The following is an 18,049-nucleotide window of genomic DNA, read 5'->3' on the forward strand; positions in this document are numbered from 1 at the left end:
GGGCCCGGGGCGCCAGCGGGGGCGGCTTCGCCGCTGTCGGGGTGGCGCCCCGGCGGGCTCGCTTCGCTCGCCTTGCCCCGGCCGTCCCGCCCCGCCGGCCGCGCGCGGCCGGACGAGCGTCACCGTGCAGGGCGCCTCGGCCGCGACCTTCGTCGACACCGTCCCGAGCAGCCGCAGGAGCTGGAGCGGCTCCGGCGCCGCGTCCGGGGCCACCCGCGTCGCGACCGCGCCGAGCATCCCGCGCAGCGGGACGTCGCGCGGGGGCGCGCCGATCACGATGTGATCGACGGCGTTCGCGCGGGCGTACTCGAGGAGCGCCGCCGCCGCATCGCCCGCCTCGAGCACGTGGAAGGAGAGCTGCGTCCCCGGGAGCTTGAGCGGCTCGGCCCAGTGGCGGAGCAGCACCCGGTGCTTGAGCCGCTGAGCCGTCGCCGTGTCGTCCAGCGCGGAGCCTCCGAGGTCGGGGGTGGGCGGGATCACCGTCACGACGGCGAGGCGCGTGTGATCCCCCGCAGCGAGGACGCGGCGGACCGCCTCGCGGATCGCGTCGTTCTGCGCCGGGTCCGCGCGCGCGGTCGCGAGCGCGGCGAGCACGATCGACCCGCCGGCCGCGTACGCCGAGGGCTGCGGGCAGGGCGACGGCTCGAAGCCGATCGCCTTCACCCAGCGGCGCAGGACCTGTCCCGGACCCGCCCGGCGCAGCCTTCGCCCGCGCTCGCCGATCGCGACCTCCGTGGGATGCGCGAGGTCGAACGCCACCTGGGCGGCCGTCGGATAGCGGACCGCCGCCTCGGGCTCGAGGCAGTGGAGGATCACCTCCTGGAGCCACTCGGGGACGGCGGGCACCAGGGCGCGCGGCGGCACCGGATCGCGCCAGAGCCGCTTGCGCAGCGTCGAGGGGGTGGTCGGGGAGCCGAACGGCGTCTCCCCGGTCGCGAGCTCGTACAGCATCGCGCCGAGGGCGAACACGTCGCTGCGCGGATCGCAGCGGACCCCGAGCACCTGCTCCGGCGCGATGTACGGCGCCGAGCCGATGGGCCGCCGGTACTCCTCGGCGAGGAGGTCCGGGTAGTGCCCGTGGTGGGCGAGCCCGAAGTCGATGAGGACCGCCTCGCCGCTCGGACGGATCATCACGTTCGACGGCTTCACGTCGAGGTGGATGGCGTCCTGGAGGTGCAGCGCGTGGAGCGCGGTCGCGACGGCCGCGCCGAGCCGCGCCACCTCCTCGGACGGGACGGGCGCGCGCTCCACCCACTCCGCGAGCGAGCGCCCCTCGATCCGCTCCATCACGAGGAAGGGCCGCTCGGCGTCGTCCCGCGCCGCGACGAAGCGCGGCACGTGGGGCCCCTTCAGCGCCGCGAGCACCGTCTGCTCCACCTCGAAGGAGATGACGCTCGAGGCGGGCTCCCCCGGCCCGAGCCGAGGGACCTTCATGAGGAGCGGGAACTCGGCGTCCGGGGCGGTGACCCGGTAGAGCACGGCCATCCCGCCCGCGTGCACCTGCTCCTCCACGCGGAAGCCGTCGATCTCGGTCCCGCGATCGAGGAGCGCGCCCACGTTTCACTCCCCCCGCTCGAGCCGCGCGGCGAGCCGCTCCGGCAGCCCTGCCGCCCGGATCTTCGCCGCGGCCGTGGCCCAGTCGTACGGCACGCGCTGGAACGCGAGCCGCTCGCGCTCCAGGTCCAGGAGCGCATAGCACGCCGCGGTGTTCCCGTCCCGCGGCTGGCCGCAGGAGCCGACGATCGCGAGCCACTGCCGGCGGGGCGGGACCGGGATCGCGACGCCCGGGACGGGCTGGAACGCGATCGGCCGCTCGGCGAGCGCCGTGTAGTAGAGGACCGGCTCGTGGACGTGGCCGGAGAAGACGTAGTGCGTACCCGCCTCCCGCAGGCTCGCGGACGCGTGCAGCGGGTCCGTCACGTAGGTCCAGTCCGCGGGCCGATCGGCGCTCGCGTGCACGAACACGAGGTCGCCGCGGCGGACGAGGAGCGGGAGGCTCGCGAGGAACGCCTGGTGGCGCTCGTCGAGCCGGGTGCGGGTCCAGGCGATCGCCTCCTCCGCGACGCGGTGCATCGTCTCGGCGCCCGGCGAGACCACGGCCGCGTCGTGGTTCCCGCGCACCACCACCGCGCCCGCCTCGGCGTGGGTCCGGACGACGTCGAGCACCGCCGCGGGATCCGCCCCGTAGCCCACGAGGTCGCCCACGAAGGCGTACGCCTCCGCGCCCTGCGCGCGCGCGTGGTCGAGGCACGCGGTGAGCGCCTCGAGGTTCGCGTGGACGTCGGCGAGGATGGCGAGCTTCATGCGCGCGGCCGCCTGGCGCCGGGGTCGGCGCGGGGTCCCTCCGAGGAGAGCTTATCTTCCCCCGGGCCGGCCGGCCGTCACATGAGGAACAGCCAGGCCATCGCCGCGAGGACGGGGAGCAGGACCGCGGCGCTCCAGGCGAGGTACCCGAAGAAGCTCGGCATCCGCACCCCCCCCTCCTCCGCGATGGTCTTCACCATGAAGTTGGGGCCGTTGCCGATGTACGTGGCCGCGCCCATCAGCACGGCGCCGAGCGAGACGCCGCGGAGCAGCTCTGCCCCGCGCGCGTGCGCCACGAGCTGGGAGAGGTCGGCGGCGTCGGTGCCCACGACCGCGCTCGCCGCCGAGGCGAAGGTGAGGTAGGTCGGCGCGTTGTCGAGGACCGCGGAGAGCGCGCCCGCCGCCCAGAAGTACTGCCACGGCTCCGCGAGCCCCAGCTCGGCGCCCCGGGCGTTCAGGATCGCGAGCGCCGGGATCATCGTGGCGAAGATGCCCGCGAAGAGCGCCGCCACCTCGAGGATGGGACCCCACGTGAAGCGGTTCTCGCGGCGCAGCGCCGCCGGCGTCGTGACCCAAGCGAGCGCCGCGACGCCGGCGAGCGCCGCCTCCGCGACCCCGGGCGGCGGCGCCAGCGTGCCCGCGGCGAGGAGCACCCCCACGATCGCGGCGAGCCAGAGCGTGTTGTGCGCCCCGGCGACGTGCAGCGGCACGCGGTGGGCCTCGGCGAGCTCGTCGAGGTCGCCGGGCGTCGCGAGGTCCTCGCGCCGGAAGACGGTCGAGTCGACGACGTAGAAGACGAGGAGCAGCGCGCCGACGACGAACGCCCACTCGCGCCACAGCCGCAGCGTCCAGGCGAACGGGACTCCGCGGAGGAACCCGAGGAAGAGGGGCGGATCGCCGAGCGGGGTGAGCAGCCCGCCCGCGTTCGCGACGACGAAGATGAAGAACACGAACACGTGGGCCTTGCGGCGCCGCACGGAGTTCGCGCGCAGGAGCGGCCGCACGAGCAGCATCGACGCGCCGGTCGTGCCGACGAGCGAGGCGAGCGCCGCGCCCGCCCCGAGCAGCGCGGTGTTGAGCCCGGGCGTCCCCGCGAGCGTGCCGCGCACGACGATCCCGCCCGCGATCACGTAGAGGGCGCCGAGGAGCGCCATGAACGCGACGTACTCGTGCGCCGCGTGCGCGACAGCGCCGCCGTCGAGGCGCACGACCAGCGCGACGACGGGCGCGCCGAGGAGCGCGCTGAAGAGCAGCTTGCTGCGGTTCTGCTCCCAGAGCCGTCCCGCCGCGAGCGGCAGGATCGCGATGCCGGCGAGCACGAGGACGAACGGAACGACGCTCCACAAGGGAAGCAGGTGACCGAGGGACGGCACGCTCGCCTGGACGCCGGGATCCACCGCGGGACGCTAACGGGACGCCGCGCGAAGGGCAACGGGGCCTCGCGGCTGCACGCGTTCGGCGCGTCGCCGCGGTAGGGAGCCTCAGCGACCCCCTCCGCGCATCACTTGCGCGCATTGATTGCGTAGCGTTCTCTTTCCCGTTGACACGCATCTCCTGCGCGCATTGGTTGCATCAGGCATTCCGTGCGGGACTCCGTGGCGCGTATTGGACCGCTCCGGGGCAATTTAGGGCGCAAGTTTGGCGTCTGCGGCTGTTCAGCGCGCAAATCGATCTGCTATGACCGCATCCCACGCCTCATTTTCACGTACCTCCGGAGGAGAGCGTTCATGTCGAAACCCGCGGTCAGCCCGCTGAAGGATCGCAGCACCCGTTCTGCGCACGAGGTGATCGCGTCGCCCGAGTTCAAGGCGCTCGTGGCGAAGCGCTGGAAGGTCAGCATGGTCCTGCTCACGCTGCTGTTCGTGAGCTACTACGGCTTCATCCTGCTCGTCGCGACGAACAAGACGCTCGTCAACACCAAGATCGGCGAGGTGACCACGCTCGCGATCCCGCTCGGCCTCGCGGCCATCGTGATCGCCTTCGTGCTCACCGCCTTCTACGTGGCCTGGGCGAACAAGTCGTACGACCCCGAGGTCGAGCGGATCCGCTCGCAGCTCCGGTAGTAGCCACTTTCACTGACAGGAATATCCATGCCCTCGATCGGCGCGATCCAGGCCCTTCTCCTCACGCAGGCCGCCCCCGCGGCTGCCGGTGAGCCGATGCAGCAGACCTCGCTCGGCTCCCCGTCGATGATGTCGATCCTCTTCTTCTTCATGATCGTCGCGGTGACGCTCGTCATCACCTACTGGGCGGCGCGCAAGACGAAGACCTCCTCCGAGTTCTACGCGGCCGGCCGCAGCGTCTCGGCGCTGCAGAATGGGTTCGCGCTCGCGGGCGACTACATGTCCGCCGCGTCGTTCCTCGGCATCTCCGGCATGGTCGCGCTGAAGGGCTATGACGGCATGATCTACGCGACCGGCTGGCTCGTCGGCTGGCCCGCGCTCATGTTCCTCGTCGCCGAGCCGCTCCGGAACCTCGGCAAGTTCACCTTCGCCGACGTCGTCGCGTTCCGGCTGAGGCAGAAGCCGGTGCGCATCGCGGCCGCGATCGGCGGCATCCTGACGGTGCTCTTCTACACCATCGCGCAGATGGTCGGCTCCGGCGCGCTCATCCAGCTCATGTTCGGCCTCAAGTACGAGTACGCCGAGCTCATCGTCGGCGTGGTCATGCTCGCGTACGTGCTCTTCGGCGGCATGCTCGCGACGACGTGGGTGCAGATCATCAAGGCCGGCCTGCTGCTCTTCGGCGTGAGCCTCCTCACGGTCCTCGTGCTCGCGAAGTTCGGGTTCCACCCCGGCAACATCTACGCGGCGGTCGTCGAGAAGTACGGCCAGACCGCGCTCGAGCCCGGCGGCATCGTGGCGAGCCCGGTCGAGGCCGTCTCGCTCGGCCTCGCGCTCATGTTCGGCCTCCTCGGCCTGCCGCACATCCTGATGCGCTTCTACACGGTGCCGGACGCCAAGGCGGCGCGTAAGTCGGTGCTCTACGCCACCGGCCTCATCGGCTACTTCTACATCATCATCCCGATCGTCGGCTTCGGCGCCTCGGTGCTCATGCCGGGCGGCCGCAAGTTCATCTCCGGCATCGACGGCGGCGGCAACATGGCGGCGCCGCTCCTCGCCGAGCTCCTCGGCGGCACGGCGTTCCTCGGCTTCATCGCCGCGGTCGCCTTCGCGACCATCCTCGCGGTCGTCGCGGGGCTCACCCTCGCCGGCGCCTCCGCCTACTCGCACGACATCTACGTGAACGTCATCAAGGGCGGCAAGGCGACGGAGGAGGAGCAGGTCAAGGCCGCCAAGATCGCGACGATCATCTTCGGCGTCTTCGCGGTCGGCCTCGGCATCCTCTTCAAGGGCCAGAACGTCGCGTTCATGGTCGGCCTCGCCTTCGCGATCGCCGCCAGCGCGAACTTCCCCGCGCTCCTCATGTCGATCGTGTGGAAGCGCTTCACGACCCAGGGCGCGGTCTGGTCGATCCTCGTCGGCGCGTTCAGCTCGTGCGCGATGATCCTCCTGTCGAAGACGGTCTGGGTCGACGTCTTCAAGTTCGAGCACGCGATCTTCCCGATGAAGAACCCGGCGATCTTCTCGATGACGTCGGCGTTCGCGGTCGGCATCGTCGTTTCGCTCCTCACGCCCGAGCGCGAGGCGCAGGAGAAGTTCGAGGACGAGAAGCTCCGCACCTACCTCGGCGTCGGCGCCGAGTAGCCTCACCCGAGGTCCACGCCGCGGCCGGCGCCCGCAGGGGGCGCCGGCCGCGGTCTTTTCTTGGGGCGCCCCGGCGACGCCGTCAGAAGCGCCGGTACTCGTCGTCGCGCGCCGCCGGAGCCGCGGCGGCCGCGGCGCTCACGGCCGGCAGCGCGGGGACGGTCCTCGCGCGCGGCGCGACCGGCTTGCCGGCGAGCGTCGCGGGCGCGGCGAGCCTGCCCTGCTTCGCGGGCGCCTCCGGGCGGGGGGCGGCGAGGCCGGGCACCTGGAAGTAGCGGGTGAGCTGCTGGAGCGCCTCCGCCTGCGAGGCCATCTCCTCCGCCGTCGAGCTGAGCTCCTCGGCGGCGGACGCGTTCCGCTGCGTGACCTGGTCGACGACGGCCATCGCGCGCGCGACCTGCTCCACGCCCGCGGACTGCTCCTGCGAGGCGGCCGCCACCTCCTGGACGAGCTCGGCGGTGCGCCGGATGGCCGGCACGAGCGCGGAGATGAGCCCGCCGGAGCGCTCGGCGACCTCGACGCTCGACCCCGCCATGGCGCCGATCTCCTTCGCCGCCTTCTGCGACCGCTCCGCGAGCTTGCGCACCTCGGTCGCGACGACCGCGAAGCCCTTGCCGTGATCGCCCGCGCGCGCCGCCTCGATCGCGGCGTTCAGCGCGAGCAGGTTCGTCTGGTACGCGATCTCCTCGATGATCGAGACCCGGTCGGCGATGCCGCGCATCGCCTCCACCGTCTCTCGGACCGCCGTGCCCCCCTCCTCTGCGTTCCGCGCGCCGTCCCGCGCGGTCGCCTCGGTGCGCACCGAGCTCTCGGCGTTCTGCGAGATCGACGCGTTCATCTCCTCGAGCGAGCTCGTCGTCTCCTCCACGCTCGCGGCCTGCTCGCCGGTGCCCTGCGAGAGCGCCTGGGAGGTCTCGGAGACCTGGGCGGACGCGCTCGAGAGCGCCTCGGCGCCGGCGCGAACCTCGCCGATGACCTGCGCGAGCCGCGCCGTCATGTCGGCCATGGCCGCCTGCAGCCGCCCGACCTCGTCCCCCCGGTCCACCGCGATCCGCAGCGTGAGATCGCCGCGCGCGATCCGCTGCGCCGCCTCGACCACGCCGGCGAGCGGCACCGCCACGGAGCGGGTCACGAGCGCCGCGAACAGCACGGCGAACACGAGCGCCGCCCCGACGAGCGCGAGGGCCAGCCTGCGGGCGTCGGCGTAGGCCGCGTCCTGGCGTGCCATCGCGGCGCTCATCCCGGCCTCCGCGCCCGCGACGATCCCGGCGCAGGTCTGCGAGAGCCGCTCGAGCGCCGGGTCGAGCTCCGTCTCCATGGCCCGGACCGCGGCGTCGCGATCGCCGGCCTCGAGAAGCCGCTCGAACCGATCGTGGTGGCGCTCGACCTCGCCGAGCAGCCGCTGCGACTCCGCGAGGGCGTTCCGCTCGCCCTCGCCGGCGATCTTCGCGAGCCGGCCGCGGAGCTCGTCCGCGCGGCTCCGCGCCTCGTCGAGCCCGGCGACCGCGGCGCGGACCCCGGCGGCGTCGCCGGCGAGCAGCAGCTCGTCGGCGAACGTGGAGATCGCGAGCGACTCCTTCTCGAGCCCGTGGGCGAGCTGGGCCTTCGTCCAGACGCCGCGCGCGATCTCCTCGTTCAGCCGGTGCATGTCAGCCATCGCGGCGAGCCCGAGGCCACCCACTCCGACGAGAAACGCGCACAGGACCGCGAACGCGATCCCGAGACGCGTGCCGATGCTGAGGTTCTTCACGTGGTCCTCCCGCGGCAGCGGGCCGCGCGGAGCCCCTTTGCGGCGAACGTGCCGCAGCGATGCGGCATGCGACCGCAGTCGCGTCGCTAAAACCGCCCGTGACTACGGTGGGTTGACGTCGGGGTACCCGAACCGCGGGGTCCGGGTGACCGTCCACCCGGGGTCCCCGTTCGGGGCCGGAAGCAGCACCATGGGGCAGGGCTGGCGGGTCCGGGGCGGCGCGACCGCTCCCGTCAAGCCAGCTCGGGCACGTGCCGCGCGAGCACCGCGTGGAGCTCGGCGAGGTCGGGCCGCCGCGCGAAGGCGTCGCGGACGTAGCGCAGCGAGGCGGGGATGGACACGAGGAAGCCCGGGTTCCCCTTCACGCGGTCGATGAAGACGAAGCGGCCCGCGTCCTTGAGCTTGCGCTGCACCGTGAGGAGGTCGAACACCTCGCGGAACGGCCCGTACGCGAGGCGGGGTCCGCCCGCGGCGGCGAGCCGGTCGAGGTACCGGCGGAGCATCGCCTCGACGAACGCGGCCTCGAGCTCGACGTAGCTGTCGCGCAGGAGCGCGACGAGGTCGTACTGGCGCGGCCCGAGGAGCGCGTCCTGGAAGTCGATCACCGCCTGCTCGCCGCCGGGCAGGACCATGAGGTTCCGCGACTGATAGTCACGGTGCGTGAACCCCTTGGGCTCCGCGTCGAGGGCGCGGGCGATCCGGTCGAAGTCGCGGTCCACCACCTCGCGCTCGCCTGGCGTGAGCGTCGCGCCCTTCCAGGCCTCGAGGAGCCACTCGCGGAAGTGATCGAGCTCCCAGCGGTAGAGGTCGAAGTCGAAGCTGCGCGTGAAGGCGATCGAGCCCGCCGGGCGCGCCTCCGCGGCGGCGCGGAGCCGCGCGAGCTGGTCGATGGCGCGCTCGTAGAGCGGCTCCTTCGCCTCGCCGGCGAGGAGCCGCGTCTCGAGCATGTCGTCGCCGAGGTCCTCGAGGACCATGAGCCCCTCCGCCTCCTCGAAGGCGAGGATGCGCGGGACACGGACGCCGAGGCCGGAGAGGTAGCGCTGCACGTCGACGAACGGGCTCTCGGCGGGCGCCCCGCCCTTCGTCACCTCCTCGGGCTTCGCGTCGGGCGGGAGCACCATCACGACGTGCGAGGCGGGAGGAACGCCGACGCGCCAGTAGCTCCGCAGCGAGGCGTGGCCGGCGAGGCGCCGCACCGGCACGTCGCCGGGGGCGCCGCCGGTCGCGCGCGCGACCGCGCCGCGCACGCGGGCTTCCGTCTGGGGATCGTTCATCTGGGTCGTCTCTCCTGGCGGTCGTCCGGGGCCGGCGCGTCGCGTTGACGGGGCTGGAACCGCCTGCCTATAACGCGCGGTCACCGGCCGATCTGCCGCGGCGGCGGCCTAGACGGAGCGCCCCATGCCCTACCACGAAGACGTCCTCTCCGCGATCGGCCACACCCCGCTCGTGCGGCTCCGCAAGCTCGTCGGCCCCGACGACGCGACCGTGCTCGTGAAGCTCGAGTACCTGAACCCGGGCGGCTCCATCAAGGACCGGATGGCGCTGCACATCATCGAGAAGGCCGAGAAGGCGGGGCTCCTCCGCAAGGGCAGCACCATCGTCGAGAACACGAGCGGGAACACCGGCGTCGGCATCGCCATCGCGGCGGCTGTGAAGGGCTACCGCTGCATCTTCACGATGCCGGACAAGATGTCGAAGGAGAAGCAGGACACGCTCAAGGCGTTCGGCGCCCAGGTCGTCATCACGCCGACGAACGTGCCGGCCGACTCGCCGGAGAGCTACTACTCGGTCGCGAAGCGCATCGCGGCGGAGACGCCGAACAGCTTCTACCTGAACCAGTACCACAACGTGGACAACATCGAGGCCCACTACCGGAGCACCGCGCCGGAGATCTGGGAGCAGACGGGCGGGCAGCTCGACGCGTTCGTCGCGGGGCTCGGCACCGGCGGGACGATGAGCGGGTGCGGGAAGTACTTCAAGGAGCGGAACCCGAAGATCCTGAACGTGGGCGCCGACCCGATCGGCTCCGTCTACCACTCGATGTTCAAGACCGGGAAGCTCTCGCAGCCGCACGTCTACAAGGTGGAGGGCATCGGCGAGGACATGATGTGCGGGGCGATGGACCTGTCCGTCCTCGACGACGTGCGCCAGGTGAACGACCAGCAGGCGTTCACGATGGGGCGCCGCCTCGCCCGCGAGGAGGGCATCTTCGCCGGCGGCTCCTCGGGCGCCGCCGTCCACGTCGCCGTGCAGCTCGCGCGCGAGCTCGGCAAGGGGAAGACCATCGTCGTGCCGCTCCCCGACGGCGGCCGGGCCTACATCTCCAAGATGTACTCGGACGAGTGGATGCGCGACAACGGCTTCGCCCTCGAGGGCGCGGAGCCGGTCGCGAGCGCCACCGTGAAGGACGTGCTCGGCCGGCGCCGCGGCGAGGTGATCACCGCGCGCAAGACCGACAAGGTCGAGGTGGTCGTCCGGGCGATGAAGGAGAACGACATCTCGCAGATGCCGGTCGTCGACGACGCCGGCCGCGCCATCGGGATGATCCACGAGTACGACCTGCTCAACTTCCTCATCGAGGGGAAGCACCGGCTCACCGAGCAGGTGGAGCCGCTCGTCCAGCCGCTGCAGGGCGTCGTCGGCCCCGAGACGCCGGTCGGGCGCCTGCGCGACATCTTCAACGACGATCACGTCGCGGTGGTGAAGGAGGGCGACCGCGTGACGGGCATCGTCACCAAGATCGACCTCATCGAGTTCCTGGGCGAGCGGCTCAAGTAGCCCGCGCTCGACCCGTCGAACAGCCGTCGCCGGAGGCACGCACATGGACGACCGCAAGCTCTCCTTCGAGACCCTCGCCATCCACGCCGGTCAGTCCCCGGACCCCACCACGGGCGCGATCATGACGCCCGTCTACCTCACCTCGACCTACGTCCAGGAGAGCCCGGGCGTCCACAAGGGCTTCGAGTACTCGCGCACGCAGAACCCGACCCGGCACGCGCTGCAGGACTGCCTCGCCGCGCTCGAGGGCGCGCGCCACGGCCTCGCGTTCGCCTCGGGGCTCGCGGCGACCGACGCGATCCTCCACCTCCTCGAGGCGGGCGACCACGTCGTCGCCTCCGACGACGTGTACGGCGGGACCTTCCGCATCTTCGACAAGGTCTACCGCCGGCACGGCCTCTCGTTCACCTACGTCGACATGAGCGACGCGCGGAACGTCGAGCGCGCGCTCACGCCGCGGACGAAGCTCGTCTGGATCGAGAGCCCCACGAACCCGATGCTGAAGATCGTGGACCTCGCGGCGGTGGCGGGGATCGCCCGCGCGCACGGCGCGCGCACCGTGGTCGACAACACCTTCGCGACCCCGTACTTCCAGAAGCCGCTCGCGCTCGGGATCGACCTCGTCGCGCACTCGACGACGAAGTACCTGAACGGCCACTCGGACGTGATCGGCGGGGCCGCGGCCACGAACGATCCGGAGCTCCACGAGCGGCTCAAGTTCCTGCAGAACGCGGTCGGCGGGGTGCCCTCGCCGATGGACAGCTTCCTCGTGCTGCGCGGCCTCAAGACCCTGCACGTCCGCATGGACCGGCACGCCGAGAACGCGCTCGCGATCGCCCGCTGGCTCGAGGGACATCCGCAGGTCGAGCGCGTCACCTACCCCGGCCTCCCCTCCCACCCGCAGCACGTGCTGGCGAGCCGGCAGATGACCGGGTTCGGCGGCATGCTGACCTTCGTCATCCGCGGCGGCCTCGGCGCGGCGCGCGCGTTCCTCGAGAACGTGAAGATCTTCGCCTGCGCCGAGTCGCTCGGCGGCGTCGAGAGCCTCATCGAGCACCCCGCGATCATGACGCACGCGTCGGTGCCGAAGGAGACGCGCGAGGCGCTCGGCATCGCGGACGGGTTCATCCGCGTCTCGGCCGGAATCGAGCGCGCCGACGACCTCCTCGCGGATCTCGAGCGCGGGTTCGCGGCGGCGAAGCGGGCGTAGCGCTCCCCTCCGCCTCCCCGGGGTCAGCCCTCCGCCCGCGCGGCGGCCTCCGGCGCGGCGCCGCTCACGGGGAGGCGCGGGAAGCGCGTCGCGACGAGGAGCGCGATCGCCGCGATCCCGGCGACGCTCCAGAACACGATCCCCATCGCCCCCTGCAGCGCGCCGCCCACCGCGGCGACCTCCGCCGGGGCGAGCGAGGCGCGCTCCGAGCCGAGCAGCTTCTCGGCGACGCCCGCCGCGGCGCCGGCGCGGCCCAGTCCCGCGGCGAGCACGCCGCCGAGGAGGCCGACCGAGAGCGTGCCGCCGATCGTCCGGAAGAACAGGGTGCTCGCGGTGGCCACGCCGCGCCGGTTCCAGGGCACGCTCGTCTGCACCGCGAGGATGAGCGGCGTGTTCGCGAGCCCGAGGCCGACGCCGTAGGCGAAGGTGAGGACCTGCGGCACGAGCACGCTCGTCCCGGGCCTGAGGAGCAGCGCCAGCCCGGTCCCGGCGAGCGCGCTCGTCGTGAGCCCGCCGAGCAGGAGCCGCCGATAGCCGAGGCGCGGCAGCAGCCGGCCCGCGAGCGTGCTCGCGAGGGGCCAGCCGACGGCCATCGGCGCGATCGCCGCGCCCGCCGTGGTGGGCGAGCCGCCCAGGATCGCCTGCACCCAGAGCGGCACGTACGTGACCATCGCGAGCATGGCCGCGCCGAGCAGCGCGCCGGTGGCGGACGAGACCGCCATCACGCGCTGCGCGAAGAGGTCGAGCGGGAGGAGCGGCTCGGGCGTGCGCCGCTCGACGAGGAGGAAGGCGATGAGCGCCGCCGCGGCGACGGGGAGCGCGGCGAGCCCCGCCGTGCTCGAGCGGGCCGCCGCGAGGAGCGCCACGACCGCCACCGAGAGGAGCGCCGCGCCGGCGAGATCGAGGCGGTGCGGGTGGCGCTCGGGGCGCTCGTGGTAGGCGACCGCGAGGACCGCCGCGCTCGCGAGCCCGAAGGGCAGGTTCACCCAGAAGATCCAGCGCCACCCGAGCGTGTGGACGATGGCGCCGCCGAGCACCGGCCCGACGAGGCCGGCGACGCCCCACACCGCGCCGAAGATGCCCTGCATGCGCGCGCGCTCGCGGAGCTCGAACAGGTCGCCGATGATCGTGAGCGACACCGGCTGGATCGCGCCCGCGCCGAGCCCCTGGACCGCGCGCCAGGCGATGAGCGCGCCCATGCTCCCGGCGAAGCCGCACCCGCTCGACCCGAGCAGGAAGAGCGCGATCCCGGCGATGAGCACGGGCTTGCGGCCGTGGAGGTCCGCGAGCTTGCCGTGGATGGGCACGGTGACCGTCGCGGTGAGCATGTACGCGGCGAACGCCCAGGCGTAGAGGGCGAGGCCGCCGAGCTCGCCGACGACGGTCGGCATCGCCGTCGAGACGACCGTCATCTCCATCGCGGCGAGGAACGTGCCGAGGAGCACGGAGACCACGGTGAGAGGACGGCTCGTCGCGCGCATGGAGGCGGACCAGTTAGCGCCGGGCCGTGAGAAGGTCAATCCGGTCATGCGGCGCCCGGCCCCCGCCGGCGCTCCTTCCCTGGCGCCGCAGGCGATCCGCGCTACATTCCCGCGCATGGTCTCCACCGCCGCGACCGTGCTCGCGCTCATGGCCCTCGCCGCCCCACCCTCCCGCCCCGCGATCCCGTCCCCGCCGCAGGCGCTCCGGCCCGCCGCGAGCCGCGCCGTGAAGGCGCTCGTCGCGAGGCACGGGGAGGCCGAGCGCCCCCGGGCCGAGCGCGGCGTCGCCCAGGCCGCCGCCTTCTGGCGCCCGTCCGACGGCGACGCGAAGGCGTTCGAGGCGTTCTGCGCCGAGCACTTCCTGCCCGCGGGCGAGGCGCTCGACGCGACGTTCGCGCGGCTCGAGGCGTCGTTCGAGGCCCTCGACGGCCACGCGCTCGAGATCTCCCGGGAGCTGTCGCGCTACGCGCAGCTCGACGAGGGGCCCATGCGCCCGGTGGACGCGCTCCTCGCCGCCTACGACGCCTCGGCCCACCAGATCGACGACCTCTTCGACGGCAAGGTCGCGTTCGTGGCGCTCCTCAACTTCCCCCTCACCACGCTCGACGAGCGGCTCTCGGCCGGCGCGGGCTGGTCGCGGCGCGCGTGGGCGGAGGCGCGGCTCGCGAACCGCTTCGCGCGGCGCGTGCCGGCGGCGGTGAACCAGGGCATCGCCCGCGCCTCCGCCGACGCCGACCTCTACATCGCCGACTACAACCTCTTCATGCACCACGTCCTCGCCGAGGACGGGCGCCGCCTCTTCCCCGCGGGGAAGCGGCTCCTGTCGCACTGGAACCTGCGCGACGAGCTCAAGGCGCAGTACGCGCAGTCGGACGGCCTCGCGCGCCAGCGCGTGATCGCGAAGGCGATGGAGCGGATCGTCACGCAGACGATCCCCGCGGCGGTGGTGAACGATCCCGCCGTGGACTGGAACCCGTTCACGAACGAGGTGCGCCCCGCGCCCGCCGAGACGATCGAGCCCGGCGCCACGCCGCGCGCGAGGGCCGCGAAGGCCTCCGCGGCGCGCGAGCCCGACACCCGCTACGCGAAGATCCTCGCGAACTTCCGGGCGGTGAAGGCAGCCGACCCCTACTCGCCCTCCGCCCCCACGTACATCGCGCGCAAGTTCGAGCTCGAGCGGGAGATCCCGGAGGCGCGGGTCGTGGCGATGCTCGAGGAGGTGCTGGGCGCCCCCGAGATCGGGCGCATCGCGCGGCTCGTCGAGGAGCGGCTCGGGCGCAAGCTCGAGCCGTTCGACGTCTGGTACGCCGGGTTCAAGCCGCGCATCGAGCGCTCCGAGGCGCAGCTCGACCAGCTGACGCGGAGCCGCTACCCGACCGCGGAGGCGTTCGCGAAGGACCTGCCGGTCACGCTGCAGAAGCTCGGCTTCTCGGAGGAGAAGGCCCGCTTCCTGGCGGGGCACATCGCGGTGGATCCGGCGCGCGGCTCCGGCCACGCGATGGAGGCGGCGCGCCGCGGCGACCAGGCCCACCTGCGCACGCGCGTCGGCGCGGACGGCATGGACTACAAGGGCTTCAACATCGCCATCCACGAGCTCGGCCACAACGTCGAGCAGACGTTCTCGCTCTACGGCGTGGACCACACGCTCCTGCGCGGCGTCCCGAACACGGCGTTCACCGAGGCCATCGCGTTCGTCTTCCAGGCGCGCGACCTCGAGGTGCTGGGGCTCCCGCCGCCCTCCGCGGACGCGAAGCGGATCCTCGCGCTCAACGACCTCTGGGCGGCCTACGAGATCGCCGGGGTGGCGCTCGTCGACATCGGCATGTGGCACTGGATGTACGACCACCCGAAGGCGGCGCCGGCCGAGCTGCGCGAGGCGACGCTCCGCCTCGCGCGCGACGTGTGGAACCGCTGGTACGCACCGGTGTTCGGCGTCCGGGACGTGCCGATCCTCGCGATCTACTCGCACATGGTCTCGAACCTGCTCTACCTGCCCGACTACCCGATCGGCCACCTCATCGCGGCGCAGCTCGAGGAGCACCTCGAGAAGCTCCCGCCGGGCAAGCGGCTCGGCGACGAGATCGAGCGCATCACGATCCAGGGAACGCTCGCGCCCGACCTCTGGATGAAGGGCGCGACGGGCGAGCCGGTCTCGGCGCAGCCGCTCATCCGCGCCGCGGCGCGGGCGCTCGAGCGGAGCTGACGACCGAGGCCAGCCGGCGTCGCGCTCGACCCCCGGAGCTCGAACCCTCAAGCCTGCGCGGCGGCGTCTCGAGCGCCGCCGCACATCCAGGCGCGCGCGGCGTCGGGCTTCCCCACGAACAGGCGCCGCGCCCCGGGGGCGTCGTCGTAGAGGAACACCAGGCCATTCACCCGGAACGTCACCTCGAACTCGTCCCAGCCCACGTCGCGCGCCTCGCATGGCTCCCCGGGCAGCGCGATCCACAGCCGCCCGCTCTCCTCGTCGCGGCACGGCCGCCCGCCCCTCGCCTCGGTCCAGTGCCGCATCTCGGTGACCGCCTGCGTGGCGCGCAGCATGGGAGCCTCCTCGACGTCGTCCCGGTTGACCCTGAACGGATCCCATAACGGTCTCGCCCCCGCGCGCACGGCCCCGCCGCGGGCACCCCGGATGCGCATCGTCCGGTCATGGCCAACAACGAGTGGACCGACAGCGCGGCGGATTCGGCGGCTCGGGCGGCGCAGCGGCGGGAGACCGGCGGGGCGAGCGTCCCGGCCGGTGGGGCGCACGCCCCTGCGGACGTGACCATCCCGGGGACTCCCGAGCAAGAGGGCCGAACGCCGGGCCGCGAGGCGGGCGCCGGCGTGAATGCGCCCCCGCGGCCGCAGGCGGAGCCGCAGGTCCCGGGGCGGCGCGGCGGCGCGCCGGAGATCTCTCCACCGGTGCGCGATCCGTCGCCGGAGGAGGCGCCCGAGCTCCTGGGCGAGCGCTCCGACTACCCGCCGCTCTACGGCGAGGACCCGGGCGACGTGCGGGACCCGGACCGCTGAACGCCGGGGGGGGGGGCGAGCCGCGGGCGACTCCGGCTGCTGCAGTGGCGGGAGCGCCGGACGCCGGTCACCCCCAGGGATCCGTCGCGAGGTCCGCGGGGGCGGCGAGCGCCTCCTGCAGTGGGCGCCATCGTGCCCCTGCTGCGAGGCGGGGTTCACGGCCCCAGCCGGACGACGTACCAGCCCTTCGCGTCGGTGTCGCTGGCCTGCGGCGGGAACCTCGTCGTGCGCCAGGTCGGGCGGGCCTCGGTCATGACGTCGAGCATCATCCGCCACTCGCGACCGGGGAAGCGTCGCCGCGAGATCTGGTACTCGCGCGCGGGCTCCTTGAGGAACGTGCGCGGCTCCCAGGAGTCGACCCGCGAGACGCTCGCCGCCCACCCGTCGTTGTTCCACCAGCGCCACACCTCCGGCCAGGCGCCGCCCTGGAGGACGCGCTCGCCCAGCTTGGCGGAGGCGTGCAGGTCGTGAAGCTGGCCGTCCCCGGGCGCGAGGTAGAGGTCGACCGTGCCGTTCTGCTCGTTCAGCAGCTGGATCCCGACGAAGACGAACCCGTCCGACTGCTTCACGTAGACGCGGGCGAGGTCGCCGAGCTGGAGCTGCGCCGCGTCTCCCCACTCCTGCGCGTCGATGCGGCCGTCCAGCAGGATGGGCTTGCCGCGGGGGACGTCGACCTGGGCGGACGCGGCAGCGGGGGCGAGGAGCAGCGAGAGCACGAGCATCAGGCGCATGATGCGGTCCTCACGGGCACGGGGCAGGCGGACGATTCCACGAACGGGACGGGCTGTGCAAGCCCGTACGGTTCGTGAACGGCCCCCCGCGAGGCCGGGGCGGACCTCGCGGCGATGATTCAGCCGCGTCGCGGAGGCCGCGCCCTCGCTCTCCACGAGCACCTCGACGGTCGAGCGGGCGCGCGCCCAGACGCGGAAGTGGACGCCCTCGGGGACGACCTCCGCGCCGATCGGGAGGCGGGCGGGCGAGCGTCCCTCGGCGCGCGACGTCTCGAGCCTCACGACGCGACGTCTCGAGCCTCACGAGTCGACAAGCCATCCACGCGCCGCGCGAACGCGCCGTGGTTAGGCTCTCTCTCGGATCGCGCGGGAGGGACCGATGGGCGTGAGGCGGGCTCGGGGACGCGGGTTCGGCGGCGCGTGGATGATGGGCGGGCTCGGGGTCGTCGCGGCGGGCGCGGGCCTCGCCTGGATGGCCGATCCCCGCAGGCGCGGCGCGCTCGCCCGGACCGCGGGCCGCGCGCTGCACGACGCGGAGGGCTTCGTCGAGAGCGGGGCGCGCGATCTCGGACATCGCGCGGCCGGCGCGGCGCACGAGGCGCGGGCGCGGCTCGCCCCCGAGCTCCCCGACGACGACGTCCTCGCCGAGCGCGTCCGCGCGCGGCTCGGACACCTCACCTACCACGCGCACGCGATCCGCGTGACCGCCCACCACGGCGAGGTGGAGCTGGAGGGACCGGTGTTCGGGGCCGAGCACGCGGCGCTCCTCGCGGGCGTTCGCATGGTGCGCGGGGTCCGGCGGGTGTACGACCGGCTCGAGTCCCATGAGACGGCCGACGTCCGGGCGCTCGAGGGCCTCGGCCCCCGCAGGCGCGCCCGCGGCGCGATCGTGCCGATCTCCTCGCCGGCGTACCGCCTGGCGGCGGGGACGGCCGGGGCGTTCCTCGTCGGTCGCGCCCTGCTTCGCGGCGGGCTGGGCCGGATCCCCGCGGGGCTCGTCGGCGCGTCGCTGCTCGTGCGCGTGCTCGGCGACGCCGGCGAGGCGCGCCGCGCGGACGCGCGCGAGGCGGCGGCGCTCG

General features: G+C 73.4%; 14 protein-coding genes and 1 pseudogene. 7 read left to right on the forward strand and 8 right to left on the reverse strand.

Annotated elements, in window-relative coordinates:
• From MNY62_RS19485 to MNY62_RS19495, 3 genes are all read right to left on the reverse strand, one after another.
• Positions 1-1,557: protein kinase domain-containing protein (locus MNY62_RS19485; protein WP_242346020.1), on the reverse strand; the 1,557-nt coding region annotated here is incomplete at its 3' end.
• A 3-nt stretch (positions 1,558-1,560) separates the two neighbouring features.
• Positions 1,561-2,304 (reverse strand): metallophosphoesterase family protein, encoded by a 744-nt coding sequence (locus tag MNY62_RS19490; protein WP_242346021.1) that lies wholly within the window; start codon positions 2,302-2,304, stop codon positions 1,561-1,563.
• A gap of 77 nt (positions 2,305-2,381) precedes the next feature.
• Positions 2,382-3,701 (reverse strand): sodium:proton antiporter, encoded by a 1,320-nt coding sequence (locus tag MNY62_RS19495; protein WP_242346022.1) that lies wholly within the window; start codon positions 3,699-3,701, stop codon positions 2,382-2,384.
• Between the two features lie 330 nt (positions 3,702-4,031).
• Here MNY62_RS19495 and MNY62_RS19500 point away from each other — a divergent pair, with 330 nt between their 5' ends.
• Both MNY62_RS19500 and MNY62_RS19505 read left to right on the forward strand, forming a co-directional pair.
• A complete protein-coding gene (locus MNY62_RS19500) occupies positions 4,032-4,367 on the forward strand; it encodes a DUF485 domain-containing protein (protein ID WP_242346023.1) in 336 nt (111 codons plus the stop codon).
• A 27-nt stretch (positions 4,368-4,394) separates the two neighbouring features.
• Entirely contained in the window at positions 4,395-6,011 is a 1,617-nt protein-coding gene (locus tag MNY62_RS19505) for a solute symporter family protein (protein WP_242346024.1), read from the forward strand.
• 82 nt (positions 6,012-6,093) lie between these two features.
• Here the strand turns inward: MNY62_RS19505 and MNY62_RS19510 are convergent, their stop codons facing one another.
• Positions 6,094-7,761: a methyl-accepting chemotaxis protein gene (locus tag MNY62_RS19510; protein WP_242346025.1), complete on the reverse strand. Its 1,668-nt coding sequence runs from the start codon at positions 7,759-7,761 to the stop codon at positions 6,094-6,096.
• Positions 7,762-7,994: 233 nt separating this feature from the next.
• Positions 7,995-9,035 (reverse strand): aminoglycoside phosphotransferase family protein, encoded by a 1,041-nt coding sequence (locus MNY62_RS19515; RefSeq protein ID WP_242346026.1) that lies wholly within the window; start codon positions 9,033-9,035, stop codon positions 7,995-7,997.
• Positions 9,036-9,159: 124 nt separating this feature from the next.
• Here MNY62_RS19515 and MNY62_RS19520 point away from each other — a divergent pair, with 124 nt between their 5' ends.
• Complete coding sequence (locus MNY62_RS19520; RefSeq protein ID WP_242346027.1) at positions 9,160-10,539, forward strand: pyridoxal-phosphate dependent enzyme; 1,380 nt, start codon at positions 9,160-9,162, stop codon at positions 10,537-10,539.
• A 43-nt stretch (positions 10,540-10,582) separates the two neighbouring features.
• Positions 10,583-11,749 carry a cystathionine gamma-synthase gene (locus MNY62_RS19525; RefSeq protein WP_242346028.1) on the forward strand — a complete coding sequence of 389 codons (1,167 nt, stop codon included), beginning with the start codon at positions 10,583-10,585 and terminating at the stop codon, positions 11,747-11,749.
• A gap of 23 nt (positions 11,750-11,772) precedes the next feature.
• Here MNY62_RS19525 and MNY62_RS19530 read toward each other — a convergent pair whose 3' ends face one another.
• Positions 11,773-13,230, reverse strand: coding sequence for an MDR family MFS transporter (locus MNY62_RS19530; protein ID WP_408629097.1), 1,458 nt, complete (start codon positions 13,228-13,230; stop codon positions 11,773-11,775).
• A 115-nt stretch (positions 13,231-13,345) separates the two neighbouring features.
• Between MNY62_RS19530 and MNY62_RS19535 the strand changes: the two genes are divergently transcribed.
• Positions 13,346-15,433: a hypothetical protein gene (locus MNY62_RS19535; protein ID WP_242346030.1), complete on the forward strand. Its 2,088-nt coding sequence runs from the start codon at positions 13,346-13,348 to the stop codon at positions 15,431-15,433.
• A 47-nt stretch (positions 15,434-15,480) separates the two neighbouring features.
• Here the strand turns inward: MNY62_RS19535 and MNY62_RS19540 are convergent, their stop codons facing one another.
• Complete coding sequence (locus MNY62_RS19540) at positions 15,481-15,768, reverse strand: hypothetical protein (protein WP_242346031.1); 288 nt, start codon at positions 15,766-15,768, stop codon at positions 15,481-15,483.
• 285 nt (positions 15,769-16,053) lie between these two features.
• On the opposite strand from MNY62_RS19540, the gene MNY62_RS19545 reads away from it, so the two are divergent.
• Positions 16,054-16,239, forward strand: a complete 186-nt coding sequence (locus tag MNY62_RS19545; RefSeq protein ID WP_242346032.1) for a hypothetical protein — start codon at positions 16,054-16,056, stop codon at positions 16,237-16,239.
• Between the two features lie 155 nt (positions 16,240-16,394).
• On the opposite strand, the gene MNY62_RS19550 is transcribed toward MNY62_RS19545, so the two are convergent.
• Entirely contained in the window at positions 16,395-16,970 is a 576-nt protein-coding gene (locus tag MNY62_RS19550; RefSeq protein WP_242346033.1) for a hypothetical protein, read from the reverse strand.
• A 385-nt stretch (positions 16,971-17,355) separates the two neighbouring features.
• Here MNY62_RS19550 and MNY62_RS19555 point away from each other — a divergent pair.
• Positions 17,356-18,049 (forward strand): annotated as a pseudogene (locus MNY62_RS19555) (hypothetical protein); the annotation flags it as partial.

Source organism: Anaeromyxobacter terrae (genome assembly GCF_022690685.1).
In the GTDB taxonomy this organism is placed as follows: domain Bacteria; phylum Myxococcota; class Myxococcia; order Myxococcales; family Anaeromyxobacteraceae; genus Anaeromyxobacter; species Anaeromyxobacter terrae.